The organism is Helicobacter winghamensis ATCC BAA-430 (genome assembly GCF_028751035.1).
GTDB lineage: Bacteria > Campylobacterota > Campylobacteria > Campylobacterales > Helicobacteraceae > Helicobacter_D > Helicobacter_D winghamensis.
Window position 1 is genome coordinate 590,045 of the sequence record NZ_CP063533.1, and the last position, 22,886, is coordinate 612,930.

At 34.9% G+C, this 22,886-nt stretch carries 25 protein-coding genes; 18 read left to right on the forward strand and 7 right to left on the reverse strand.

What is annotated here, in order from left to right; translation table 11 throughout:
• Positions 1-130 precede the first annotated feature (130 nt).
• From IP358_RS03105 to mnmE, 7 genes are all read left to right on the forward strand, one after another.
• Positions 131-1,561 carry an acetyl-CoA carboxylase subunit A gene (locus IP358_RS03105; RefSeq protein ID WP_006801737.1) on the forward strand — a complete coding sequence of 477 codons (1,431 nt, stop codon included), beginning with the start codon at positions 131-133 and terminating at the stop codon, positions 1,559-1,561.
• A 62-nt stretch (positions 1,562-1,623) separates the two neighbouring features.
• Positions 1,624-1,758, forward strand: coding sequence for a 50S ribosomal protein L34 (gene rpmH / locus IP358_RS03110; protein ID WP_006801736.1), 135 nt, complete (start codon positions 1,624-1,626; stop codon positions 1,756-1,758).
• Between the two features lie 15 nt (positions 1,759-1,773).
• Complete coding sequence (gene rnpA, locus IP358_RS03115) at positions 1,774-2,091, forward strand: ribonuclease P protein component (RefSeq protein ID WP_006801735.1); 318 nt, start codon at positions 1,774-1,776, stop codon at positions 2,089-2,091.
• 3 nt (positions 2,092-2,094) lie between these two features.
• A complete protein-coding gene (yidD, locus tag IP358_RS03120) occupies positions 2,095-2,478 on the forward strand; it encodes a membrane protein insertion efficiency factor YidD (protein ID WP_006801734.1) in 384 nt (127 codons plus the stop codon).
• Between the two features lie 34 nt (positions 2,479-2,512).
• Entirely contained in the window at positions 2,513-4,072 is a 1,560-nt protein-coding gene (yidC, locus tag IP358_RS03125) for a membrane protein insertase YidC (protein ID WP_232086831.1), read from the forward strand.
• 3 nt (positions 4,073-4,075) lie between these two features.
• Positions 4,076-4,846 carry a Jag N-terminal domain-containing protein gene (locus IP358_RS03130; RefSeq protein ID WP_006801731.1) on the forward strand — a complete coding sequence of 257 codons (771 nt, stop codon included), beginning with the start codon at positions 4,076-4,078 and terminating at the stop codon, positions 4,844-4,846.
• Positions 4,846-6,234, forward strand: a complete 1,389-nt coding sequence (gene mnmE, locus IP358_RS03135) for a tRNA uridine-5-carboxymethylaminomethyl(34) synthesis GTPase MnmE (protein WP_006801730.1) — start codon at positions 4,846-4,848, stop codon at positions 6,232-6,234. Before IP358_RS03130 ends, mnmE begins: the two co-directional genes overlap by 1 nt.
• 8 nt (positions 6,235-6,242) lie before the next feature.
• On the opposite strand, the gene IP358_RS03140 is transcribed toward mnmE, so the two are convergent.
• On the reverse strand, positions 6,243-6,554 hold the full coding sequence (locus IP358_RS03140; RefSeq protein ID WP_180322706.1) for an SMR family transporter: 312 nt from the start codon (positions 6,552-6,554) through the stop codon (positions 6,243-6,245).
• 1 nt (position 6,555) lies between these two features.
• Positions 6,556-6,888 carry a DMT family transporter gene (locus IP358_RS03145; protein ID WP_006801728.1) on the reverse strand — a complete coding sequence of 111 codons (333 nt, stop codon included), beginning with the start codon at positions 6,886-6,888 and terminating at the stop codon, positions 6,556-6,558.
• Positions 6,889-7,005: 117 nt separating this feature from the next.
• On the opposite strand from IP358_RS03145, the gene aroB reads away from it, so the two are divergent.
• From aroB to IP358_RS03170, 5 genes are read left to right on the forward strand one after another with little or no spacing between them, the layout of a single operon-like run.
• Positions 7,006-8,097, forward strand: coding sequence for a 3-dehydroquinate synthase (aroB, locus tag IP358_RS03150; RefSeq protein WP_006801727.1), 1,092 nt, complete (start codon positions 7,006-7,008; stop codon positions 8,095-8,097).
• Complete coding sequence (locus tag IP358_RS03155) at positions 8,097-9,776, forward strand: mechanosensitive ion channel family protein (protein WP_006801726.1); 1,680 nt, start codon at positions 8,097-8,099, stop codon at positions 9,774-9,776. The genes aroB and IP358_RS03155 overlap by 1 nt, the downstream gene beginning before the upstream one ends.
• Before the next feature lie 58 nt (positions 9,777-9,834).
• Positions 9,835-11,106 carry a tRNA (N(6)-L-threonylcarbamoyladenosine(37)-C(2))-methylthiotransferase MtaB gene (gene mtaB, locus IP358_RS03160; protein ID WP_101313155.1) on the forward strand — a complete coding sequence of 424 codons (1,272 nt, stop codon included), beginning with the start codon at positions 9,835-9,837 and terminating at the stop codon, positions 11,104-11,106.
• On the forward strand, positions 11,093-12,760 hold the full coding sequence (locus IP358_RS03165; RefSeq protein WP_006801724.1) for an AAA family ATPase: 1,668 nt from the start codon (positions 11,093-11,095) through the stop codon (positions 12,758-12,760). The genes mtaB and IP358_RS03165 overlap by 14 nt, the downstream gene beginning before the upstream one ends.
• Before the next feature lie 10 nt (positions 12,761-12,770).
• On the forward strand, positions 12,771-13,097 hold the full coding sequence (locus IP358_RS03170; protein WP_006801723.1) for a hypothetical protein: 327 nt from the start codon (positions 12,771-12,773) through the stop codon (positions 13,095-13,097).
• Here the strand turns inward: IP358_RS03170 and IP358_RS03175 are convergent.
• From IP358_RS03175 to IP358_RS03185, 3 genes are all read right to left on the reverse strand, one after another.
• Complete coding sequence (locus IP358_RS03175) at positions 13,094-13,435, reverse strand: hypothetical protein (protein ID WP_006801722.1); 342 nt, start codon at positions 13,433-13,435, stop codon at positions 13,094-13,096. The genes IP358_RS03170 and IP358_RS03175 overlap by 4 nt on opposite strands.
• A 10-nt stretch (positions 13,436-13,445) precedes the next feature.
• Positions 13,446-13,775: a hypothetical protein gene (locus tag IP358_RS03180; RefSeq protein ID WP_006801721.1), complete on the reverse strand. Its 330-nt coding sequence runs from the start codon at positions 13,773-13,775 to the stop codon at positions 13,446-13,448.
• Between the two features lie 105 nt (positions 13,776-13,880).
• Positions 13,881-14,213 carry a DUF5666 domain-containing protein gene (locus IP358_RS03185; RefSeq protein WP_006801720.1) on the reverse strand — a complete coding sequence of 111 codons (333 nt, stop codon included), beginning with the start codon at positions 14,211-14,213 and terminating at the stop codon, positions 13,881-13,883.
• A 117-nt stretch (positions 14,214-14,330) separates the two neighbouring features.
• On the opposite strand from IP358_RS03185, the gene IP358_RS03190 reads away from it, so the two are divergent.
• Positions 14,331-15,254, forward strand: a complete 924-nt coding sequence (locus tag IP358_RS03190) for a tRNA dihydrouridine synthase (protein WP_083781379.1) — start codon at positions 14,331-14,333, stop codon at positions 15,252-15,254.
• Here IP358_RS03190 and murJ read toward each other — a convergent pair.
• Complete coding sequence (murJ, locus tag IP358_RS03195) at positions 15,229-16,668, reverse strand: murein biosynthesis integral membrane protein MurJ (RefSeq protein WP_006801718.1); 1,440 nt, start codon at positions 16,666-16,668, stop codon at positions 15,229-15,231. The two genes, IP358_RS03190 and murJ, sit on opposite strands and share 26 nt — an antisense overlap.
• A 101-nt stretch (positions 16,669-16,769) precedes the next feature.
• On the opposite strand from murJ, the gene IP358_RS03200 reads away from it, so the two are divergent.
• The 5 genes from IP358_RS03200 to IP358_RS03220 are packed head-to-tail and all read left to right on the forward strand — an operon-like array spanning position 16,770 to position 21,826.
• Positions 16,770-18,557: a flagellar assembly protein A gene (locus IP358_RS03200; RefSeq protein ID WP_006801717.1), complete on the forward strand. Its 1,788-nt coding sequence runs from the start codon at positions 16,770-16,772 to the stop codon at positions 18,555-18,557.
• Positions 18,558-18,567: 10 nt separating this feature from the next.
• Positions 18,568-19,149 carry a Holliday junction branch migration protein RuvA gene (gene ruvA / locus IP358_RS03205; protein ID WP_006801716.1) on the forward strand — a complete coding sequence of 194 codons (582 nt, stop codon included), beginning with the start codon at positions 18,568-18,570 and terminating at the stop codon, positions 19,147-19,149.
• 13 nt (positions 19,150-19,162) lie between these two features.
• Positions 19,163-20,494 carry a 30S ribosomal protein S12 methylthiotransferase RimO gene (rimO, locus tag IP358_RS03210; RefSeq protein WP_006801715.1) on the forward strand — a complete coding sequence of 444 codons (1,332 nt, stop codon included), beginning with the start codon at positions 19,163-19,165 and terminating at the stop codon, positions 20,492-20,494.
• Entirely contained in the window at positions 20,487-21,491 is a 1,005-nt protein-coding gene (tilS, locus tag IP358_RS03215) for a tRNA lysidine(34) synthetase TilS (RefSeq protein WP_006801714.1), read from the forward strand. The genes rimO and tilS overlap by 8 nt, the downstream gene beginning before the upstream one ends.
• The gene (locus IP358_RS03220; RefSeq protein ID WP_006801713.1) at positions 21,491-21,826 is read left to right on the forward strand and encodes a hypothetical protein; all 336 of its coding nucleotides are present in this window, start codon (positions 21,491-21,493) and stop codon (positions 21,824-21,826) included. The genes tilS and IP358_RS03220 overlap by 1 nt, the downstream gene beginning before the upstream one ends.
• Here IP358_RS03220 and IP358_RS03225 read toward each other — a convergent pair.
• The gene (locus IP358_RS03225) at positions 21,819-22,883 is read right to left on the reverse strand and encodes a glycosyltransferase family 9 protein (protein WP_006801712.1); all 1,065 of its coding nucleotides are present in this window, start codon (positions 22,881-22,883) and stop codon (positions 21,819-21,821) included. The two genes, IP358_RS03220 and IP358_RS03225, sit on opposite strands and share 8 nt — an antisense overlap.
• Positions 22,884-22,886: the final 3 nt, after the last annotated feature.

Below are 22,886 nucleotides of genomic sequence, written 5' to 3' on the forward strand. Positions count from 1 at the left end.
ATACGCCCAAATGTGTAAAAATGCCTAAATTGTAGCACAAATCTACTCTTTTTGCCAAATTTTGTAAAACTTTAACAATGCCTTAAAAATAAAATTATAGAATTTAAGATTGCTTTTATTTGGAGTAACAATGTTTAAAAGAATTTTGATTGCAAATCGTGGTGAGATTGCTGTGCGTATTATTAGAGCTTGTAATGATTTAAATATTGAGTCTGTGGCGATTTACTCGCGTGCTGATAGGGATAGTATGCATGTTAAAATGGCAACGCACACTTATGCTATTAGTGAAGATCCTATTAAGGGATATTTAGATCCGGATTTAATTATTCAAGCAGCCAAAGAAATGGAAGCAGAAGCAATTCATCCCGGATATGGGTTTTTAAGTGAAAATGCTTTGTTTGCAAAAAAGGTAAAAGAAGCTGGGCTTGTATGGATTGGGCCAGATAGTGAGGTGATCGCAAAAATGGGGGATAAGAATGCGGCTAGAAATCTAATGATTGCAAATGGGATTCCTGTTGTTCCAGGAACTGAACCGCTTAATGCACTAAGTTTGTATGAGATTCAAAAGATTGCGCGCAAGATTGGCTATCCTGTGATTTTAAAGGCAAGTAGTGGGGGTGGAGGGCTTGGAATCCGTGTTGTGTGGGAAGAAAAAGATTTGGAGAGCGCATTTGAAGCGTGTAAAAGAGAAGCATTGACTTTTTTTAAGAATGAAGATGTTTTTATGGAAAAATACATTCAAAATCCGCGCCACATAGAGTTTCAAATCTTAGCAGATAATTATGGAAATGTGATTCATCTTTTTGAGAGAGATTGCTCTATCCAAAGGCGTCATCAAAAACTTATTGAAATCGCGCCTTGCCCTACAATGAGTACGGATTTAAGGCGTAGAATGGGAAGCGTGGCAGTGGGTGCTGCAAGAGCTGCAAACTACACAAATGCTGGAACGGTGGAATTTTTGGTAGATGATTACAATAATTTTTATTTTATGGAGATGAACACAAGGATTCAAGTAGAACACGGCGTTACAGAAGAGATCACAGGCTTTGATTTGATAGGGCGTCAAATTAGAATTGCAAGTGGGGAGATTTTGGATATTTCACAAAGTGATGTGCATATTCAAGGATTTGCGATTGAAGCTAGGATTAATGCTGAAGATGTGCATAATGACTTTGTTCCAAATCCTGGAACAATCACGGCATATTATCCAGCTTTAGGTCCTTTTGTGCGTGTGGATAGTTATATTTATAAAGATTTTACGATTCCGCCTTTTTATGATTCTATGGTGGCAAAGTTGATTGTGCGTGCAACAAGCTATGATTTAGCGGTTAATAAACTTAAGCGCGCATTAAACGAGTTTAAAATTCGCGGAGTTAAAACGACAATTCCTTTTTTGGTTAATATTTGTAATGATAAAGATTTTAGGCGCGGGAATTTTGATACTTCGTATTTGGAGCAAAAGGTTGGACAGCTAATGCCACAAGAAAGTAGCGATGAGAGTGATTTGGTTGCTGCAATTGCAGTTGCTTTGGCTTTTGGATTGGAAGAAAATGTTAAATAAATCTAGTTTTAAGTAAGGTTGCGCTAGAATCAGCGTTTATTTTTTTAAAGAGGTTTTGTAAGATGAAAAGAACATATCAACCACATAATACACCGCGTAAGCGCACGCATGGCTTTAGAGTGAGAATGCAGACAAAAAATGGTCGCAAGATTATTAATGCTAGACGCGCAAAAGGCAGAAAAAGATTAGCAATCTAAGTTTGGAATAGCATTTTGGTAACATTAAACACAAAACAAGATTTTAATCGTGTTTATAGGAGCCAAAAGCGCTGGCATAATGCTTATTTTGTCTTATTCTTTAGAGAGGATGCACAACAGAAAAGAATTGGATTTTCTGTATCAAAAAAGGTAGGCAACGCGGTATGTCGTAATCGCATAAAGCGTAGGTTGCGTGCTATCTACAGGGAGTCTATGCTGGATTTAAGGGGCGGGGATATGATTTTGTTAGCAAAAAATGGATTAGATAAGGTTGCATATAAAACCTTACAAAGTAATTATAAATATGCATTAATAAGACTTGGTTTGGTGTAAAAGATGATAAAAACAGCTTGTCTTTTTGCAATTAAGAGTTATCAGCGTTATCTTTCTCCATTGCTAGGGACAAATTGTCGTTATTACCCTAGTTGTTCAGAATATGCCAAGCAAGCGTATTTATTTCAAAATCCTTTTATTGCCACACTTAAAACGCTGGGTAGAATTTTATCTTGCAACCAGTTATTTAGAGGTGGAATCGCTTATCCTAGTGCATCTTTGTCTTTGCAAATTTATGTTTTCAAGCCTTGTTTGGTAAGATATTGGTTGATTCCTAATCATACTCCAAGCTATGCTTTTTATAATATCCCAAGTTGTACTTTTTTAGAAATTAAATCTCAAACATTTCAGATTATTAAAAATTATCCAAAGGCTTCTCGTGTTTAATAAAATTAATGAATTAAGTTCCCAAGCTAGAATTATGATTGCAGTAGTTTTAGCGCTTGTATTTTTTATTCCTTATAGCTACTTTTATCAACCTAATTCCCTAGAAAATAATGCAACTATAGTCAATAATGATATGGTCAAGTTGGAATCTACTCCTAAAGCACAAGATGTAGCACTTGCTAATGTCTTGCCAACAAATATGAGCAGTGAAGATTCTGCGATAATTGCAACAATTGAAGCGGAGGGCTTTATTTATAAGATTGATAAATTGGGCAGAATTGCGATTGTGGAGCTTAAAGAAGAAAAATATCACAAGGATTCTAAGCCGCTTTCTTTGTTTTCAAATGATGTGGCAAGCCAAACAAATCCAAAGATTCTAGAGATTAGATTTTCAGATTCTGTTTTAAATAATCAAGCATTAAACTCCCCATATAGCGCAAGTGCAAACCATTTAGTGCTGACAGATTCCCCACAGAGTTTAACACTTACTCAAGAGTTAAATGGTTTAAAAGTGCAAAAAGTTTTAACTTTTTATCCAAATGGTTATTATAAGGCAACCATTAAGATTCCACAAAATTACATTTATTTCGTTTCTCCGGGTATGCGTCCAAATGTGGAAAATGATGCTTATGTTTTTAAGGGTGCAATTATTAAAGAAGCTGATGATACGATTACTACTATTGAGGATGGTGATGCACAAGGGCAGCTAAACTTCGCTAATGCAAAAATTTTAGCAGCGGTGGATCGTTATTATACAACCTTATTTTTTAATGATAAAGGTTTCAATGCGACAATTTTAAGTAATGCAAATGAAGATCCAATGCCTTTTATTGGTGGTAATGGAGAGTTAGTATTGGAAGGCTATATAGGACCAAAGAATTATCGTTTGTTAGAATCCATTGATCCATTTTTAACCGATGTTGTGGAATATGGAGTGATTACATTTTTTGCCAAACCATTATTTTTATTGCTTGAGAAGCTTTATGATTTTTGCGGAAATTGGGGATGGGCGATTATTTTGCTAACTCTAATTGTTAGAATTGTGCTTTATCCTTTGACTTATAAGGGTATGGTATCTATGCAAAAACTCAAAGAGCTTGCACCAAAAATGAAAGAATTGCAGCAAAAATATAAAGGTGAGCCACAAAAATTGCAAGTGCATATGATGGATTTATATAAAAAACATGGTGCAAATCCTATGGGCGGGTGTTTACCATTGCTTTTACAAATTCCTGTATTCTTTGCTATTTATCGCGTATTGTTTAATGCTATTGAACTTAAAGGGGCTGATTGGTTGCTTTGGATTACAGATTTGTCGGTAATGGATCCTTATTTTGTATTGCCAATTTTAATGGGTGCAACAATGTATTTACAGCAGCATTTAACACCAACTGCTTTCAATGATCCTATGCAAGAGAAAATTTTTAAATTTTTGCCCTTAATTTTTACAATTTTCTTTGTAACATTTCCATCAGGGCTTGTGCTGTATTGGTTTGTTAATAATATATTTTCAATCTTGCAGCAACTTTTGATTAATAAATCTTTAGAGCGTAAGAAAGCAAGAGAAATTGCTGAACATAAACATAAAGCATAGTTAATGAAAAAGATAGAGGCTCAAACTTTAGAAGCAGCACTAATTGCTGCAGCAAAGGAATTTGATTGTTCTGTTGTGGATTTAGAATATGAGGTTATTCAAAATCCTTCCAAGGGATTTTTAGGATTTGGTAAAAAACAAGCTATGATCTGTGTTCAACCTAAAGAGTCAAATATTAAAAAAAATTCTAATATAATTTGCAGTGATGTGGCTGAGAAAGATTTTATAAAGAATGCAAAAGAATTTGCCAAAGAAATGCAAACAGAGCAGCAAGATAAGAAAAGCAAAAAGTCAATATTTAGAAAAGAAGAAATGCAAGAAATTTCTAAAGCTGTGCAAAAAGAGCTTGATGAACTTCTAGCTATGTTGCCTTATAAACTTGATAGTGTTCTTGTTGAGCCTTATGATGAAAATACGCTATATGTGAAGATTGATGGGGAAGACTCTGCGTTATTAATTGGAAAAGAAGGTTATCGTTACAAAGCAATTTCTTATTTAATTTTTAATTGGGTTAATCATGTTTATGGACTAATGATTCGACTTGAGATTGCTGAGTTTTTACATAATCAAGAAGAGATGATTGCAAATTATCTTTTGCCAACAATAGAAAGTGTGAAGCTAACAGGTAAAGCGCAAACTAAACCTTTAGATGGAGTGTTAGCGCACATTGCTTTAAAGCAACTGCGTGAGCAATTTCCAGATAAATATGTTTCTTTTCGCTTAAATAGCGAAGGAGAGCGTTATATTATTGTAAACGCTTTTTATCATTCCTAATGTTAAATAACGACACAATCATAGCCCCAGCAACAACTTATGGACAATCATCTTTAAATGTTTTACGATTAAGTGGGGCAAATGCTTTATTTATTGCTTCAAAGCTTGCTAGGCTTGATTTTAATGCTATTAAAAGCCTAATTAAGCCCCGCCTAGCGCGATTAACCAAGATTTATTTTGAAGATGGAACACTTTTAGATGAGTGCATTCTTTTGTATTTTAAAGCTCCAAATAGTTACACAACAGAAGATGTGATAGAGTTTCAATGCCACGGAGGGAGCTTTATTGCACAAAATATTTTGCAAACTTGTTTGAAATTTGGTGCAAGGCTTGCAAATCCCGGAGAATTTACAAAACGCGCATTTTTAGGCGGTCGCATTGATTTATCTCAAGCGCAAGCTGTGGCAAAACTTATAGAGTCACAAAATGTAAATGCACATCAAATGTTAATGCGTCATTTAAAAGGCGAAATGCAAGAGTTTTGCGAGAATTTACGCGCAACTTTAATTAGTTTTTTAGCGCATAGTGAAGTGTTTATTGATTATGCCGATGAAGAGTTGCCACAGGATTTATTGGAGAATTTGAAGCAAAAATTGCAGGTAGTGCTTAAAAATCTTAAAGCGCTTTTGGAGCAATCCCAAAATAAAAGAGTGTTATTTGATGGCTATAAGCTTTGTATTATAGGCAAGCCAAATGTGGGGAAAAGCTCGCTTCTTAATGCTCTTTTGCGTAATGATCGCGCCATTGTGAGTGATATTGCAGGTACAACGCGTGATAGCATTGAAGAAAACTTTGTGTTAGGTGGATATTTGTTGCGTCTTATTGATACAGCTGGAATTAGAGAAAGTACTGATGCGGTAGAGAATGAAGGGATTAAAAGAAGTTTAGAAAAGGCAAAAGAAAGCGATTTACTTCTTGTGCTGTTTGATGGTTCGCTTCCTTTAAGTGCGGAAGATTTTCAAATTATTGAACTTTTAAAAGCCTATAAATTACAAAAAAAGATTCTAGTTTTAATCAATAAAACAGATTTAAAAATGCAATTAGAATCCAAAGTTTTAGATGAGTTTAATCCGTTGTTATTAAGTTTAAAAGGGGATTTGCTAAATGAAGATTCCTTGCTTGAGAGATTTAAACTTAGACTAGAAGAGCTTTTAAATGAGAATGAAAAAATGGAATCGCTTTTGTTGGTTTCTGAATATCAATTCCAAGCGGTGCAAGAGTGTATTAATGCACTAAAAAACTCTCTTAATCCACTTGAAAATGGAGAGCTGGAACTCTTTAGCTTCCACATTAATGAGGCATTACGAGCAATTTCCACTATCACAAAACCCTATGAATACTCACAAATGTTAGATGTGATGTTTGGTGATTTTTGTCTAGGGAAATAGCTTCTTATTTACGCTGTTTTTAGCGTAATTACTGCGATGATGATAATAAAGATTCCAACCCAACCTATAGGCTTGAGCCTTTGTTTGAAAAAATACCAACCGCCCAAAGTTGTGCCTAAGATTCCAATGCTTCCCCAAAGCGTATAAGCAATTGCCAGTTTCATTCCTTCTAAGCTTAATGCAAGCAAGTAGAATGCAAGCCATACAAGCAAAACAGAGATTGCCCCCCATTTAAAATTCCTAAATCCATCAGATTTATTAAGTGCTAGATTTGCGATAATATCTAAGAATGCCGCTAGAACAACATAGAGTAGGTAGATATTAAACATTGTGATCCTCTCCTAAATTTACAAGTGTGATTCCAATAATGGCAAGCCCTAAGCCGATGTATTCTTGTGTTTTTAGTGAAGTTCCAAAGATAAAAACCGCGATAATTGTGATTAAACTAAGCCCCACAATCTCCCAAATCGCATAAGCCACGCCAACACTGATAGTGCGGATAGAGATGGACATAAAATAATATGCAATCCCTATCATAACAAACATAAAGCCATACACGAAAATCTGGTTTTCTTCTTGTGAGTAATTCATCACAGAAACCCCAAAAACTTCGCACACAATAGCAAGAATTAGAAAAATCCATGCTTTTAGCATAACCGTCTCCTTAAAAATTTAGAAAAAGGAAAAAATTATAACACAAAAAGGATAGATAAAACAAAAAATTGCTAAAATGGTAGTGAATTACGCAATAGAAATTAAAAAGGTAAATATGTGTATCAAAGCTTAGAAGAAAACTTAGATCAATTCTCAAAAAATTTTAAAAAATCTTTTAGTATTTTATTAAAAAGTAAGGAGGATTATTATCCAATTTATTTTGGAGATTTACCCAAACTAACGCTAGATAAAAAGATTCTAATTGTAACAAATCCAAAAATTGCTGGATTGCATTTGCAGGCACTCTTAGAAAAGCTTCAAGCAAGAGAAGTGTATTGTCACACAATTGCCGATGGTGAGATTTATAAGGATTTTAAAAGTGTGGAATCTATTTTAGAGGCGGCATTTAATCATCGCTTGGATAGAAAGTCTTTAATGATTGCCTTTGGGGGCGGGGTGATTGGGGATATGGTAGGGTTTGCTTCTGGGATTTTTATGCGTGGGATTGATTTTATTCAGATACCAACAACGCTTTTAGCGCAAGTGGATTCTAGTGTTGGTGGAAAAACAGGAATCAATAATTCCTTTGGCAAAAATCTTATTGGGCTTTTTCATCAGCCAAAAGCAGTGTTTATTAATCCGCATTTTTTGCGCACGCTTCCACAAAGGGAGTTTAGAGCGGGGCTTGCTGAGATTGTAAAAATGGCAGTGTGCTTTGATAAAACATTGTTTCAAGCACTCCAAAACCTTGATATTGGAGATGAAAATGCACTTTTATCTGTGATTGAACGGGCAGTTAGCATTAAAGCGCAAGTGGTTAGAGAAGATGAAAAAGAGCAAGGAATTAGGGCAGCGTTAAATTATGGACACACCTTTGGACATAGTATAGAGCTAGAAAGTGGCTATGGTAAGTATTTGCACGGAGAAGCAGTTGGGATTGGAATGGTTATGGCAAACACACTTGCGCTTGCATTGAATCTCATTACACAAAAAGAGTTTGAAGCTATAAAAACACTTTTGGAAAAATTTAGGATTCCAACTTCTTATATGATTAAAAATGTAGAATCCTTTTATGAAAGCTTCTTTTTGGATAAAAAAAGCCTTGATGCGCGTATTAAGTTTATTTTGCCGCAGAGTATCGGTGGAGTGTGCTTTAAAGATGATATTCCAAAAGCTCTAGTGATTGACATTTTAAGAGAGTTTTCTTGATGCGTCTTGTAATTTTTGCTTTGATTTTTGTGTGCAATGTAGTCTTTGGTGCTATTGTCGATGATATAAAAACTATAAAATCCTTAGAATTAGAACTTACAAATGCAAATCGCTTTTTAGAAGATGGCAATAATGCGTGGATGAAACGCTATTTAAACTATCAATCCTATCAGCAAGCATTAGCAAATCTAGCACATACAAAAGAAGCAATCGCGCAGCTAGAAGAGAAACCACAAACAATTGCTGTCCAAAATGAATTGAGTGTTTTAAAGCGTAATTTAATCGCATTAGAGCAGCAAAAAAAGGTGCTAGATATTTATAAGGATTTGCCTTTTAGGGAGCTAACAGAAGCAAAAGAGCTAGAAGAGATGCCAAGCGTTACAAACCCACTATTAATTGTGCGCGCATATTCTTATATTAAAAAGGCTGATGAAGAATTAAAGATTTTAAATGCAAATTATAAAAGTTTGCAAGAAAATCTTAAGTGGCTAAACCAAAAGGATTCTGCATTTAAAGGCTTATTAGAGATTTATCAAAATGTACCAAATGAGTTGCGCAATGTGTGCCGCTCAAATTATTGTTTGTTTGTGAGTACAGAAGAGATTACAAAAGCTTATGAAGAAAATCTCAATGCACTCACTGTTCTAGAGACAACAAAAGAAGTATTTAATACAACTTTGGAGATTTTCACTAAAGAAACACAGGAAAATAAAGCACGCTTATTAGAGCAGATAAAAGCGCAGTTTTTTAAAGGAATTTATATTGGAATTACAATTTTGGTTCTTATTGGAATTGCTTTTTCTTTAAAGCTTGGGGTGCGTAAATATATTCACGACAATGAGAGAATTTACACAACAAATAAAATTATTAATTTTTTAAATATCACATTAATTGTAATTATTTTGCTTTTTTCTTATCTTGATAATGTTGGTTATCTTGTGACTGTGCTTGGATTTGCATCTGCCGGTTTAGCAATTGCCATGAAAGATTTATTTATGTCTGTGCTTGGTTGGATTGTGATTGTTGTAGGTGGTGCAGTGCATGCTGGGGATAGGATTAAAGTTATTAAAGATGGTGCAGTGTATGTGGGTGATGTTTTGGATATTTCTGTGCTTAGAATCACGCTTTATGAAGACATTACGCTAACAACTTATGCAGAAAATCGTCGCGCTGGAAGAATTATTTTTGTGCCTAACAACTTTGTCTTTACTACGATGTTTTCAAATTACACGCATGGCGGAATGAAAACAGTATGGGATGGGATTGATTTTACCATTACTTTTGATTCTGATCACGCAAAAGCTTGCCATATTGCAAGAGAATGCGCTAAAAAATACGCTAGGGGCTATACAGAATCTACGCGTAAGCAATTTACAAAATTGCGCGACAGATTTACTTTGCGCAATACAAATGTTGAACCTCGTGTTTTTAGTTTGTTGGAGCAAAATGGAATTAGGATTTCTGTGTGGTATCTTACAAATGCCTATGCAACGCTTGCTTTGCGTAGCAGTATTAGCGCCGAGATTATTGATGCAATTTTAGAAGAGCCAAATATTCAGATTGCTTATCCTAGCACAACAGTTTATGAAGGTAAGCGTAAGGTTAAAGAGAATTTACAAGGAGAAGCTTTTAAGAGTGTGCGTGTAGGTGATGGTGCAATTCCGCCTTCTAGCTTTTAGTTGGAGATTTGTATTAAAGAGAGTTTTTATTAAGATAATTTTTGCATAAAGAGAAATAATGGTAAAACAAAAAGTGTATTTTAAAACCTTTGGTTGTCGGACAAATTTATTTGATACACAAGTAATGATTAATGCACTAAAAGATTTCGCACAAACGCCTTATGAAGAAGAGAGTGATATTGTAGTGGTAAATTCTTGCACGGTTACTAATGGTGCCGATAGTGGCGTTAGAAATTATATTAATCGCTTGCAAAATGAAGGCAAAAGGATTTTTTTTACAGGCTGTGGTGTGCAAACACAGGGACAAGCACTTTTAGATAGAGGACTTGTTAGGGGTGTGTTTGGACACTCACATAAAGAGAAAATCAATACACTTTTAAAAAAGGATTCCAGCTTTTTTTTAAGCGATGATTTAGAATATTTAGAAAATGATATTTTAAGTGATTTTGTAGGTAAAAGTCGTGCTTTTATTAAAATTCAAGAAGGCTGTGATTTTGCATGTTCGTATTGTATTATCCCTAGCGTTAGAGGAAAAGCTAGGAGTTTTTCACAAGAGAAAATTTTAAAGCAAGTGGAGAGTTTAGCACAAAAAGGCTTTAGTGAGTTTATTATTACTGGCACAAATATGGGAAGTTGGGGAAAGGATTTTGGATTAAATATCGCTACTCTTGTAGAGTCTTTGTGTGAGATTCCTTTATTAAAACGCTTAAGAATAGGGAGTTTAGAGCCATCACAAATTGACACACATTTTTTAAGCGTATTGGAAAATCCTAAGATTGAACGCCATTTGCATATTGCTTTACAACACACTTCACCAAAAATGTTAAAGTTGATGAATCGTTATAACACTTTTGAAAAAGATTTAGAATTATTTAACACATTAAGTCAAAAAGGATTTGCATTAGGGAGTGATTTTATTGTAGGGCACCCCGGAGAGAATAAAGAAGTTTGGGAAGAAGCGTTTTTAAACTTTTCTAAGTTTCCTTTAACGCATTTGCATAGTTTTATTTACTCTCCACGCGATAATACACCATCGGCTCTTTTAAAGGATAGAATTAATGGAAATATTGCAAAAGAGAGAAAAAAACAAATTGAAGGAAAGGTGCAAGAAAACAATTTAAATTTTAGAAAAATATTAAATAAAAAAAAGATTCCTTTAAATATTTTGATTGAAAGTGTAGAATTAAAAGATTCTAAATATATTGCACAAGGATTTGATGAATATTATAATAAGGTGAAAATAGAATCTCAAGAACCAATAGCAAAGGATAGTTGGATAATGATAGAAAACTTTAACCCAAAAGCGGATAAAAATTATGCAGAAATTTAAAATTGTTGGGATTTTAGCGATTATTTTAGCGGGAATTTTATTTGGAGTAATGTTTTTTAAGCAGGAAGTGAAACTTATTAGCTCAATGGAGCTTCATAGCCTTACAGAGAAAACTCTTCCTAAAATGGCAATCATTAAAGAGGATTATTTATATTTTACGCTAGGAACACAGCATTATAAGGTGGCAAAAGAGAGTGTAGATTTACAAGCCTTTGGTCAAAAAGTGCCTTTAGAGATTAAAAATGGATGGAGTTTTTGGCAAAATGTTATTGAAGTTATGGTGATTTTTGTTTTTATATTTGTAGCGCTTTTATTTCTTTATGCTTCTAAACAGAATAAAGCTTATAAGCCAAAGCAAGAAAAACAAAGTGAAGATTTTTATTCTAATGCTGCAAAATCCCTAGCAAATGATACATTTGGCTTTTATCACATTAAGCCGATAACTTCAAATGTTACTTTTGCAGATGTTGCTGGGATTAGTGAGGCAAAAAACGAACTTGAAGAAATTATTGATTATCTAAGATTTCCTAAAAAATATCAAGACTTTGGTGTAAGGCTCCCCAAAGGCGTGCTTTTAGTAGGGGTTCCCGGAGTTGGTAAAACATTGATTGCAAAGGCGTTAGCTGGAGAAGCGCAAGTGCCATTTTTTTATCAAAGTGGGGCAAGTTTTGTGCAAATCTATGTAGGAATGGGTGCAAAAAGAGTGCGTGATTTATTTGCTCAAGCAAAGCTAAACGCGCCTTCAATCGTGTTTATTGATGAAATTGATGCAGTAGGCAAAGCACGCGGTGGAATGCGCAATGATGAAAGAGAAGCTACACTTAATCAGCTCTTAACAGAAATGGATGGCTTTGAAGATAGCTCAGGTGTAATTGTAATAGGTGCTACAAATAATATGGAATCCTTGGATGAAGCGTTGCTTAGAAGTGGTAGATTTGATCGGCGTATTTTTGTGGAGTTGCCAAACTTGCAAGAGCGCATTAAGATTTTGCAAGTGCATACACGCAATAAACGCTGCGATTTTGATTATGAAGAGATTTCTAGGCTTTGTGTAGGCTTTAGTGGAGCTGCGCTTGCTTCTTTAGTTAATGAAGCTGCCCTTTGTGCAATTAAGAGAAATTCAGAAGTAATTACTAAAGAGGATATTTTAAATGTGCGTGATAAGGTAATGCTTGGTGTGCGTAAAAAGCTTAGTTTTAGTGCTAAAGAGCGTGAGATTTTAGCCTATTATCAAGCGGCAAAGGCTTTTAGCGCTTATGTCCTAGAAGTGCCTTTTGAGAAGGCAACTTTAATGAGTGATGGGCTAAAGTATGTTGATAAAGAGTTTTTGAGTAAAAATGAAATGGAAAACCAAATAAAAATCCACCTATCTGGGATTGCAGCGTTAGAATTGTTGTTTGATGAGCGCTACTCTCACGCAAAAGTGGATTTGGATAGGGCAAAGGCGATTGCGCATAAAATGGTAGAATCTTATGGAATGGGGGAATATCTTTTAGGGATTGAAGAAGATGTGCTTAGAATCTTAGAAAAATGCAAGGATGATCGCTTTGTGTTTTTTAAGAATTATCGCTTGATTTTAGATTCTATCAAGAACGCACTTTTGGCAAATGAAAAGTTAGATTATGCAGAAGTTGGTAAGATTATTAATGTATAAGCGATTTTAAATGTGTGTGGTTTTTGGTGAGAGTGAAAAGTTGGAATCCTTTTTTAAGATTCCACAATTTTTATATGGAGATTTTAGCGTTTTTGGAGTGGATAGGCATTGTGAAAAAGCAGTGGAGTTTGTGCTAGAGAGATTAAAGGAGAATCAGCGTATAGAAGTTTTGGTTCTTTTAAATATGAAATTAGATTTAAAAGAAAATCATCTAAAAACAATCCAAAGCTTTGGCACTAAAATCTACTTTTTTTTAACAACACAAAAAAAAATTCCAACTTTAGAAGTTTATAAAAAGCTTGCAGAAAATGGAATCTTATTTTTGTATAAAATTTAGTAAGCCTTATTTTTGTAACATTCTATTTCAATTTCTCTAGCAATAGGATTTGCTTTGCCATTATTTAAATCTTGGAAATACAATTTGATTTCTACGAAAGTTCCTGGAGTTAAATCTTTAAATGTTCCATATTTATCAATTCCAAAAATACCACAATTATCCATATCAATTTCAGTATTGGGTAAAATTTTCACTATAACGCTATCTCCATAAATGGAATCCACAAGGATGGTTTTATCCTTTGTATTTGCCTTAGCGATCGTGCCTTGAAGTTTGAAGCTACTTGCTAGGCTTACTGCAATAAGTAAGGGAAAAATTAAAGCGGTTTTTAAAAACATTGTTGTCTCTTTAATAAGCTGTATTGCATTGCCATTTGATTCTATAGGCGTTAAAAATCTCCCCTTTTGGGTAACCTTTAACCTCTACAAACATTCCAGATTTCAGGGAAGAAAAGCTTTCATTTGCAGAAAATGAGCCAAACATGCCACAATTTTTTCCATGAAGTTTTGTATTTGGAAAGACTTGCACCACAACATTTTTTTGCGCTTCTTGGATTGTGATTGTTTTTTTGTTATTATCAATATTGATAATTTGTCCAAAGAGTCTAATATTATCAGCTCCAAAAGCATTTAAACCGCTAAATACAACCAAAGTAATGAAAAACTTTTTGATTTGCATTTTTATCCTTAATTTGAAAAATTATTTGAAGTTATTGTAGTAGAATATTGTCAATTTTCTGTTAAGATAGCAAGAAAAGCTACCACAAAGGTGGTAGTTAAGCGATTAATACGCTTTTGCTCCGCATTTCCATTCAATGCTTTTTGCACCTAAGCCTCCATTTGCTTGTGGTAATGTTTCTATTTCCACAAACATTCCTGTTTTTAAAGCACTAAATTTTTCTTGTGTATCATTACCAAAAGCTCCGCAATTATCGCCTTTAAGCTCAGTGTATGGGAAAACTTGAATGATAACTTCACCATTTGCGTTAGAGAGAGAAATAGTTTTTTGCGCATTATTAATCTTTGTGATTTGTCCTTGTATTTCAATATCATTATCCGCTAAAAGTGGAGAAAGAGAGAGAGATAGAAGCACAGTTGCTAGAATTTGTTTTAGCATTTTACATCCTTTTTATTTTTAAGATAGCTAGATTTTACCAAGTCTTTGTTAATATTCCATTAATTTTTATAAAATTAAGGTTTGTTTTTGGAATCTCTTATTAAGAAAAATACATTAATGCTAGCACCTTTAGCGGGTTATAGCGATTTACCTTTGCGTGAAGTGGCTAAGAAGTTTGGTGCCGATATTACGGTTAGCGAGATGATAAGTGTGCATGCTCTAGCATTTAAAAATAAAAAAACGCTTAAAATGGTGGAAAAATCCCCCCTTGAAAATCCCTTTGCCTTGCAAATTGCAGGAAATGATTTTGGGATTATTGCGCGTGCGGTGGAGTATTTAAACACACAAAAAGATGGAATCCAAATTTTGGATTTAAATTGTGGTTGCCCAGCTCCTAAAGTTTCAAGCCACGGGAGTGGAAGTTCGCTGTTGAAAGATTTAAATAAGTTGGTAGAGATTTTAAAATTAATCCGTAAGGTGAGTGAAATTCCTTATTTAAGTGTAAAAGTGCGTTTAGGCTTTGATCAAAAAATTCCGCTAGAAATTGCACAAGCCCTAAAAGATACCCCCATTGATTATGTCGTTGTTCATGGAAGAACAAAAGTTGATGGCTATAAAAAAGAAAAAATTGATTATGATTCCATTGCGCTAATTAAGCAAAATTTAAAAGTGCCATTGATTGCAAATGGAGAGATAAATAGTGTTAAAAAAAGTCAAGAAGTCTTAGAAAAAACAGGAGCTGATGGCGTGATGATAGGAAGAGCTGCTGTTGAGAAACCTTGGATATTTGCACAAATTAAAGAAGGCTTAACAGAAGATAGTGTGAAATTAAGGGAAAGAGTAGTGTTGGAGCATTTTGATCGCACCATTAGTTTTAGGGGGGATTATGGGGCGATTATGTTTAGGAAAAATCTACATGCCTATTCTAAAGGGCTAAAGGGCGCAAGTGAGTTTAGAAGCAAGGTAAATGTAATCACAGAGCCAATTTTAATGCGTGAAGCAATTTCGGAGTTTTTTAAAAAAGCGGAATTTGAAGGCTAAAAATATGGGCTTTAAATCCTAAGAGAATTAGGGCTTCTAAGAGCAAAAGCGCGCAAGTTAAGGCGATAAATTTTAGATTCCATAAAATTTTAAAAAATGCTTGCCAGCTAAAATAATGTAGTGTTAAGAAAAATACTACAAATCCGCTAATGCTTCCAGCAAGTGCTAATCCGACCGCGCCAAAAAATTGCATTAAGATAAGTGAAAAGATTGTTCCAGTAAGCAAAGAAAAGGCTGAAATTTTTGCCGCTAGAGCCTGTTTGTTTTGAGAATAAAGCCACAAAGAAAAAATCCTAGAAAGCCCAAAGGGTAGTAGTCCTATTAGATATGCTCCAAAAACACTTGCGCAAATTAAAGTATCTTCGCGCATAAATTTGCCCCGTTCAAAAAGTAGCCAAATGATTTCATTTTTTAATAAGATTCCACCTAAGGTGCAAATACTAAGAAGAATTAAAAGTAGCCAAAAAGATTTTGTAAGGGCTTTTAGGGCTTCTTTTTCTTTAGATTCTTTGATAAATTTAGCAACTATTGGAAAGAGTGCTGTGGAAGTGGCGATGGCAAAAATGGCTAAAGGAAGTTGAAAAATACGATTTGCATAATAAAGATAAGAAATTGCTCCACTTGCCAAAAAGGACGCTAAAAGTGTGTCGATAAAAGAAGCAATTTGTGCTGTGGAGCTTCCAAGCATTGCAGGGAAAAACTGCTTAAAAAACTGCTTTACGCTTGCATTAATGCTGTTTTTGCGAGTGTGTTTTGTAGAATCTTTTAGCTCTTTTGTGCCACAAACAAGCAGTTTTAAAAAGCCTAAGCGTTGCATTGGGATAAAATGTAAAAGAATTTGTGCCATACCCCCAGCAAGTACTCCATAGCTTAGGATTAAAACCGCTGTGTAAGCTTCGCTCTTTTGCGCAAGCAAAAGCGCAATAATCATCGCAAGATTTAAAAGGGCAGGGGAGTAAGCCCAAGCAGTAAAATTGCGTTTGTATTGCAACATTGCTCCAAAAAGCGTAACAATAAAGATTAAAAGCAAATACCAAAAGTTAATAGCGACTAAAGGTGCAGTAAGTGCAATTAGTTCTTTAGAAAACCCAAAGGCTAAGAGCTTCGTAATAGACTCACTAAATACGCACACAAATAAAGATAACACCAAAAGAATCGCACAAAAAATTAAGCCAATTTTTAGTGCAAATCCTCCACGAAAGCGCGCTTTAAAGAATCCGGGTAAAAAGGATTGGTTAAATGCACCTTCTCCAAAAACACGGCGAAAGAGATTAGGAAGCTTAAAAGCCACAAAAAACATATCACTATAAATTCCAGCACCAAGCGTGTTTGCAGTTAGTAAATCGCGAAAAAATCCTAGAATCCTTGAAGTTAGGATGCCGCTAGAATTTGTAAAAAAGCCTTTTAGAAACATTGCGCATCTCTTTTTAGCATAAAATCAAAAATTTTAAATTAAACTTATAGCAAGATTGGTTAAAATTTGCTTTCTATTTTTACATAAAAGGTTTTAGAAATATGTTAAAGAAAGGTTCGCATACATTTCGACCTTATTATATTAATGAATGTGAAGATATTAAATTTGCTATTAAGCAAGTTGCTTCCCAGTATAATCGCGATGCGGATTCTTTTGATTTTGAGCTTCAAGCTATTACAACTTATAAAAAAAATCTTTATGACTATGAGCTGGAGCAAATTCATCAAGATGCAGTGGAGGCATTTTTTCAAAACCGCGACAATATGCTAGAGCCAAATTTGGTTATTTCTCAGCGTTATTGTATTTTGATAAAAGAAAAAGAGCGCAAAGAAACACGATTCCATCTAAGCGCAGATAAAGGGTTTAGCGAAGCGTTTTTATATTTTCATCCCGGATTTACTTATAAAGAAGAAAATTTTGAGAGCCTTTATGGGCAAATTAAAAAAGAAAAAGTTTGGAATAAAATTCTGTGTTTTGATGAGGAGAGAGAAAAAAAAGCTTTAGTGGAGTTTTTAAAAACATTGACTTATCCACTTAAAAAAGAGGAACGATATTTATTAGTGCGTGGTGTAAATTTAGTTGCGAGTACAGAAGCAAAATTAAGTTTCAAAAAAGATGTAACTGCGCAATTCCAGACTGTGTTGGCTAATGAAGTCATTTGTGAGTTTCAAAAGCCCTTACAAGGCAAGCCCGGACGAAACATTAGGGGGGATTATATTGTTCCACAAGCCCCCAAGAGCGAGAAGCAAACAAGTCCTTTAAGATATGATAATGCAAGTATTGTGCTAGTAGATTATCCCAATAAGATAGAGTATAAAAGTGCAATGGGTGGAATCTTAGATTATAAAGATAATGTATTAAGCATTGAAGATACCCTTGAAGCTCAAGAAGTGTCGTTTAAAACTACAGGATCGTTAATTGGGGCGATTGATAGTGGCACGGTTGTAAATATCACAGAAACTGATACAATGAAAGAAGCCTTAGGGCAGGGAATGAAAATTCAAGCGGGGGAAGTAAATATTGAAGGCAATGTTGGTTCTGATGCGATTGTGCATTCTAAGAGAGTGCATATTGGAGGATTAACACATCAAAGCTCTAAGATCTATGCAGATAGTGTAGAAGTTTCTACACATAAAGGTTATATTAAGGGAGAAAAAGTTCAAATTGATATGCTTGAAGCTGGTATTATTGAAGGGAAACGCGTAGAAGTGGGTAAGATGTATGGGGGCAAGATTTATGCAGAAGAAATTGTGATTCAAACTTTGCATTCTAATGCGTTATTATATGCGACAAAGAGTATTCATATCGTGCATATGAAAAAGGGAGAAAATAAATTCTTTTTAGCGGCAAATTATAGCCCAAGCAATAAAAAGCAGTATGATACACTTTTAGCGCAAAAAAACGATTCCATTAAAGAAGCAATTCGTTTAACAAAAGAGCTAAAAGTGGAAAGTTTGGAATTAACAAAGCTCAAAGAAATCGCCGATGAAGTGCGAAAAGTGCTAACTCAATATAAAAATACCAAAACAAAGCCGCCAAGTTATCTGTTAGAAAAGTTTGAAGCATATCGTGCGCGTGTTGTGGCATTGCGTGAAAAAAGAGAAAAAATTAATTTTCTAAGCGAAACCTTTAAAAATGCGCGTGATGCGCTTGTAGAGTTAGATGCACAAACAAAGGACGCAACAATTAGCATAGATAGTGGCTGGGTAGGTTATAATGAAGTGCATTATACTTTTTACGCGCCAAGTAAGGATTTATTGTGTATTCCAAAGCCGGGTGAACCTTCAAAGGTAATATATAAAAATGACAAAATCGAGTTAGTTTTATAAGGAGAAAATGATGATTATCGCATTAGAGGGGGAGATTTTTTTAAAAGAACCTACGCGTTTAGGGTTAAAATGCACTGGTGTTGTGTATGAAGTGTTTATATCCTTGCAAACTTCACAGCAAATTCAAGCAAATATAGGAGAAAAGCTAGCATTGCATACTACGCAAATTATCCGCGAAGATGCGCAAATGCTCTTTGGATTTTTAGAATTGCTGGAGAAAACTTTGTTTGAACGCTTGATTAAAATTAATGGCGTAGGTCCAAAGGTGGCTATGGCAATTCTCTCTACTTACACGCCCCAAACTTTTGCAAAAGTAGTAGAAAGTAATGATATAAAATCAATGCAGCGCGTGCCGGGCATTGGTCCAAAAAGTGCGGGGAGAATTCTAGTAGAGCTCTCTGGCTGGTCGTTAGATCTTGTGCAAGGAGAGAGCTTAAATGTGAAAAAGGATTCCAACTTGCAGCAAGTGATTTTAGCCCTAGAGTCTTTAGGCTATAAAAATGATGTGATAGCAAGGGTAACTAAGGGATTAGAAAATGATGAAGTAAGCGCAATGGTCAAAGCGGCTCTAAAGCGTTTGCAAACATTATAATTTTAGGATAAAAATGAGTAAAAAATTTCATTTAATTTCTTTGGGTTGCACGAAAAATTTAGTGGATAGTGAAGTAATGCTTGGGTGTTTAAGCGCTTATGAAAACACGCAAGATGTAAGTGAAGCTGATGTTGTAATCGTTAATACCTGCGGGTTTATCGAAGCAGCAAAGCAAGAGAGTATTCAAACACTACTAAATGCCCTAGAGGCTAAAAAAGATGAGGCGATTTTAGTGGCAAGTGGTTGTTTGAGTGAGCGGTATGCAAAGGAATTAAAGCAAGAAATACCAGAGATTGATATTATCACAGGCGTTGGGGATTATGATAAGATTGATGTGATGATACAAAAGCGTAAAAAAGGTGAAGAGATTTGTCAAAGTCAAAATGGCGTGTTTTTGGCTAATGAAACAACTAAGCGCGTGATTAGTGGTTCAAAAATCCACGCATACATTAAGCTCTCAGAGGGTTGCAACCAAAAATGTAGTTTTTGTGCAATTCCAAGTTTTAAAGGCAAATTGCACTCACGCACGCTAGAATCCACGCTTAAAGAAGTGCAGGCTTTAGTCAAACAAGGTTTTAGGGATTTTAGCTTTATCTCTCAAGATTCTAGCTCTTATATGCGTGATTTAGGGGTTAAAGATGGGCTTGTTGCATTGATTAAGGGGATTGATAAGCTGGTTGAAAATGGCTTAGATCTTAGAAGCGCTAGGATTTTATATCTTTACCCTTCCACCACTTCTAAAGAGTTAATTCAAGCAATTTGTGATTCTAAAGTTTTTGTCAATTACTTTGATATGCCTTTACAGCACGCAAGCCCTAGTGTGTTAAAGACTATGGGAAGAAGCCATCATTTTAAGGATTTATTAAAAGAAATGCGCAAAACTCCAAATAGCTTTGTGCGCACAAGTTTTATCATTGGACACCCCGGAGAGAGTGAGAGTGATTTTGAAGAACTTTGTGCGTTTATTGAAGAATTTCCTTTTGATAGAATGAATCTTTTTGCCTTTTCTAAAGAAGAAGGCACAAAAAGCGCGGAAATGGAGCAGATTCCACAAAAGACTATTAATGCACGCTTAAAGGCAATCAATGCGATTTTCACAAAGCAGTATCAAGCGGATTTAAAGGCACTTAAGGACGAAGAGATTGTAGTCATTATTGAAGGAAAGTCAGAAGAGTCAGAATATTTTTATAGCGCAAGAGATGTGCGCTTTGCTCCTAGTATTGATGGGGAGATTTTAATCAATGATTCTTTGCTTGAAGGTGAGCTTGAAGCGGGGTATTATAAGGTTAAGATTACAGAAGTGGTGGGGGAAAATGTGCTTGGGCGTGTGATTGCGCGTGCTTAGGCTTGAATTTTTAGAGTTTTTAAGGGATAAGCGGAATCTTTTGGCCTTTTCAGCAGGGGTAGATTCTAGCGCATTGTATTTTTTGTTGCGTGAGTGTGGAATTTCTTTTGATATAGCGATTGTGGATTATGGAATAAGGAAGCAATCTAGGCTTGAAGTAGATAGGGCTAAAACACTTTGTTTTTGGGATAAGAGACAGTGTTTTGTGAAGGTAGAAGAGCCGATTTTAAAGGATTTTGAACATACAGCACGCAAGGTGCGTTATGCGTTTTTTGAAGAAATCATACAAGCACAAAATTATCATAATCTTATTTTAGCCCATCAACTAAATGACGCTTTTGAGTGGTTTTTAATGCAGTTTTGCAAGGGTTCAAGTTTGCTAAAAATGCAAGGGTGCTATAAAAGACAAGGAATTGTAGATTATAGAGTAGTTAGACCATTGCTTAAAACTTCAAGGCAAGAGATTCTAGAGTATTTAAATAAACGAAAAATTTTTTATTTTGAGGATTTTAGTAATTTAGATTCCAAGTTTTTGCGTAATGCTTTTAGGAAAAAGTTTAGCAATCCTTTGCTTGAAGACTTTAAAGATGGAATCGCTTTTAGTTTGGAGCAAATAAGTGGTGAAGTTGTAAGTGTGGAACTATTTAGGATTCCAACTTTAGAGCCATTTTGTGTTTTTAGAAATGGAGGTTTAGAGCAAATTGATAGAGCGTGCAAAATGTGTGGAGCTCTACTTTCTCGTGCTCAAAAAGAAATGTTAGCAAAAGAGTTGCAAAACAATTCTTTTTCAGTTGTTCTACAACACAAAGTAAGTGTGGAGAAGCTAGAAAATCGCATTTTTATTGCACCTTTTAAGACTAGCTTAAAAGCGATTCCAAAAGTTTTTAAGGAAAAATATCGTAACTTAAGGATTCCAAAACGCTTTAGAGGCTTTTTAGAAGTCGCAAGAGAAAAAGGTAAGCTTGAAGCAGTGTTATCAATTATAAAGGATATTTAATGGAAAAAATTTTGTTGCTAAAAAGTGATGGAATTGGCGAAAGTGGGGAGCTTGGAAGAAAACTTATGCTAAATTTCCTTGGAACACTTTTAACGATGGAATCTATCCCAAAAGAAATGTATTTGTTGAATCGAGCGGTTTTGCTTGCGACAATAGATATTGAAGGTATAGAGGTGTTAAAGCGTTTAGAAGAAAAGGGAGTTAAAATTTATTCTTGCCAGACTTGTTTAGGATATTTTAAAGTGCTTGAAAAGTTGCAAGTTGGTAGTGTTGGAAATATGCAAGATACAGCAAGTGCGCTTTTAGGTAGTAATTATAGTGTGATTGCTATTTAAGCAAGGGATTTAGGAAACTTTGTAGAGCTTGCAAGGCGACTTGTTGATTAAGCTTGCTTGTTAGGCAATCACTTTTTTGGCTATTATTGCAACCTGCCATTCCACAAGGCATACAGGGCATTTTTTCTTGGTAAATGCAGTGTTTGCCTAGTTTTTGGATTCCGCCTTTTTGGTTTTTGTAGGGAAAATCTTGCAAGGAATTATCCCAAGGTCCCCAAACTTGCGTAAAGCTTGGTCCAAAAAAGGCAAAAGTTGGAATCCCATTTGCTGCACTTAAGTGCATTATGGAAGTATCCACGCCTATAAATGCTTTGGCTTTAGAGTTAAGTAAGGTAACTTCATCTAAAGAAAGATTGCCTGAAAAAATTATAGGATTGCTTTGTGTTAGGGTTTGTATAGCTTGAATCCTTTGTGCTTCATTGGCATTTGGAGCAGCAGTTAGCACGCAAGGGATTTGATAGGTTTGCGTGATGAAATCTATAATGTTTGCGCAAAAGGAGTTTTCTAAACACTTAAAATCCCAGTCGCTAAAAAAATGGCAATGCACAAATCTGCTAGGTAGATTTCTTAAGGCAATGGAGTCTTTAGCGATTTTAGGACAAACGCGTTTGCTAAGGATTGGAATTTTAAGCGCACGCAAGGCATCAAGGTTGGATTCTATGTTGTGCTGGGGTTTATATGGGGTTATTTTGTGTGTGTAGAGACGCTTTGCCCAAAAGCTTGGTGGGGGGATTCCAACGCGCGTATTAGCCCCTGTAAAAAAGGCAGTAAATGCTGTCCTTTCGCCACCTGTAAGCCCAAGCACAATATCGTATTTTTGTAATTTTAAAGCAAAAAGCAAAGCAATATCGGATTTTAATTTAGTAAAAAATCCTTTAGGGCGTTTTAGTAAATGGATAGTGTTTAGATGTGTGGTATCTAAAAGCCCTTGTGTGCCGTCATTTACTAATATATCAATTTGGCAATCTTGTCCAAAATGTGCCTTTAAATTTGAAAAAATAGGGCTAGTTAGCAAAACATCGCCGATTTTATTAAGTTTAATAATTAAAATTTTCATTAT

Coding starts and splice junctions, on each gene's coding strand:
- rpmH (WP_006801736.1), top strand. CDS start 1,624: ATGAAAAGAACATATCAACCACATAATACACCGCGTAAGCGCACGCAT.
- IP358_RS03145 (WP_006801728.1), bottom strand. CDS start 6,888: ATGCTAAAAGCATGGATTTTTCTAATTCTTGCTATTGTGTGCGAAGTT.
- IP358_RS03165 (WP_006801724.1), top strand. CDS start 11,093: ATGCAGAAATTTAAAATTGTTGGGATTTTAGCGATTATTTTAGCGGGA.
- IP358_RS03180 (WP_006801721.1), bottom strand. CDS start 13,775: ATGCAAATCAAAAAGTTTTTCATTACTTTGGTTGTATTTAGCGGTTTA.
- yidC (WP_232086831.1), top strand. CDS start 2,513: ATGATTGCAGTAGTTTTAGCGCTTGTATTTTTTATTCCTTATAGCTAC.
- murJ (WP_006801718.1), bottom strand. CDS start 16,668: ATGTTTCTAAAAGGCTTTTTTACAAATTCTAGCGGCATCCTAACTTCA.
- IP358_RS03170 (WP_006801723.1), top strand. CDS start 12,771: ATGTGTGTGGTTTTTGGTGAGAGTGAAAAGTTGGAATCCTTTTTTAAG.
- IP358_RS03155 (WP_006801726.1), top strand. CDS start 8,097: ATGCGTCTTGTAATTTTTGCTTTGATTTTTGTGTGCAATGTAGTCTTT.
- rimO (WP_006801715.1), top strand. CDS start 19,163: ATGAGTAAAAAATTTCATTTAATTTCTTTGGGTTGCACGAAAAATTTA.
- IP358_RS03105 (WP_006801737.1), top strand. CDS start 131: ATGTTTAAAAGAATTTTGATTGCAAATCGTGGTGAGATTGCTGTGCGT.
- IP358_RS03200 (WP_006801717.1), top strand. CDS start 16,770: ATGTTAAAGAAAGGTTCGCATACATTTCGACCTTATTATATTAATGAA.
- mtaB (WP_101313155.1), top strand. CDS start 9,835: ATGGTAAAACAAAAAGTGTATTTTAAAACCTTTGGTTGTCGGACAAAT.
- yidD (WP_006801734.1), top strand. CDS start 2,095: ATGATAAAAACAGCTTGTCTTTTTGCAATTAAGAGTTATCAGCGTTAT.
- IP358_RS03225 (WP_006801712.1), bottom strand. CDS start 22,883: ATGAAAATTTTAATTATTAAACTTAATAAAATCGGCGATGTTTTGCTA.
- IP358_RS03130 (WP_006801731.1), top strand. CDS start 4,076: ATGAAAAAGATAGAGGCTCAAACTTTAGAAGCAGCACTAATTGCTGCA.
- IP358_RS03185 (WP_006801720.1), bottom strand. CDS start 14,213: ATGCTAAAACAAATTCTAGCAACTGTGCTTCTATCTCTCTCTCTTTCT.
- IP358_RS03190 (WP_083781379.1), top strand. CDS start 14,331: ATGCTAGCACCTTTAGCGGGTTATAGCGATTTACCTTTGCGTGAAGTG.
- ruvA (WP_006801716.1), top strand. CDS start 18,568: ATGATTATCGCATTAGAGGGGGAGATTTTTTTAAAAGAACCTACGCGT.
- IP358_RS03175 (WP_006801722.1), bottom strand. CDS start 13,435: ATGTTTTTAAAAACCGCTTTAATTTTTCCCTTACTTATTGCAGTAAGC.
- IP358_RS03220 (WP_006801713.1), top strand. CDS start 21,491: ATGGAAAAAATTTTGTTGCTAAAAAGTGATGGAATTGGCGAAAGTGGG.
- mnmE (WP_006801730.1), top strand. CDS start 4,846: ATGTTAAATAACGACACAATCATAGCCCCAGCAACAACTTATGGACAA.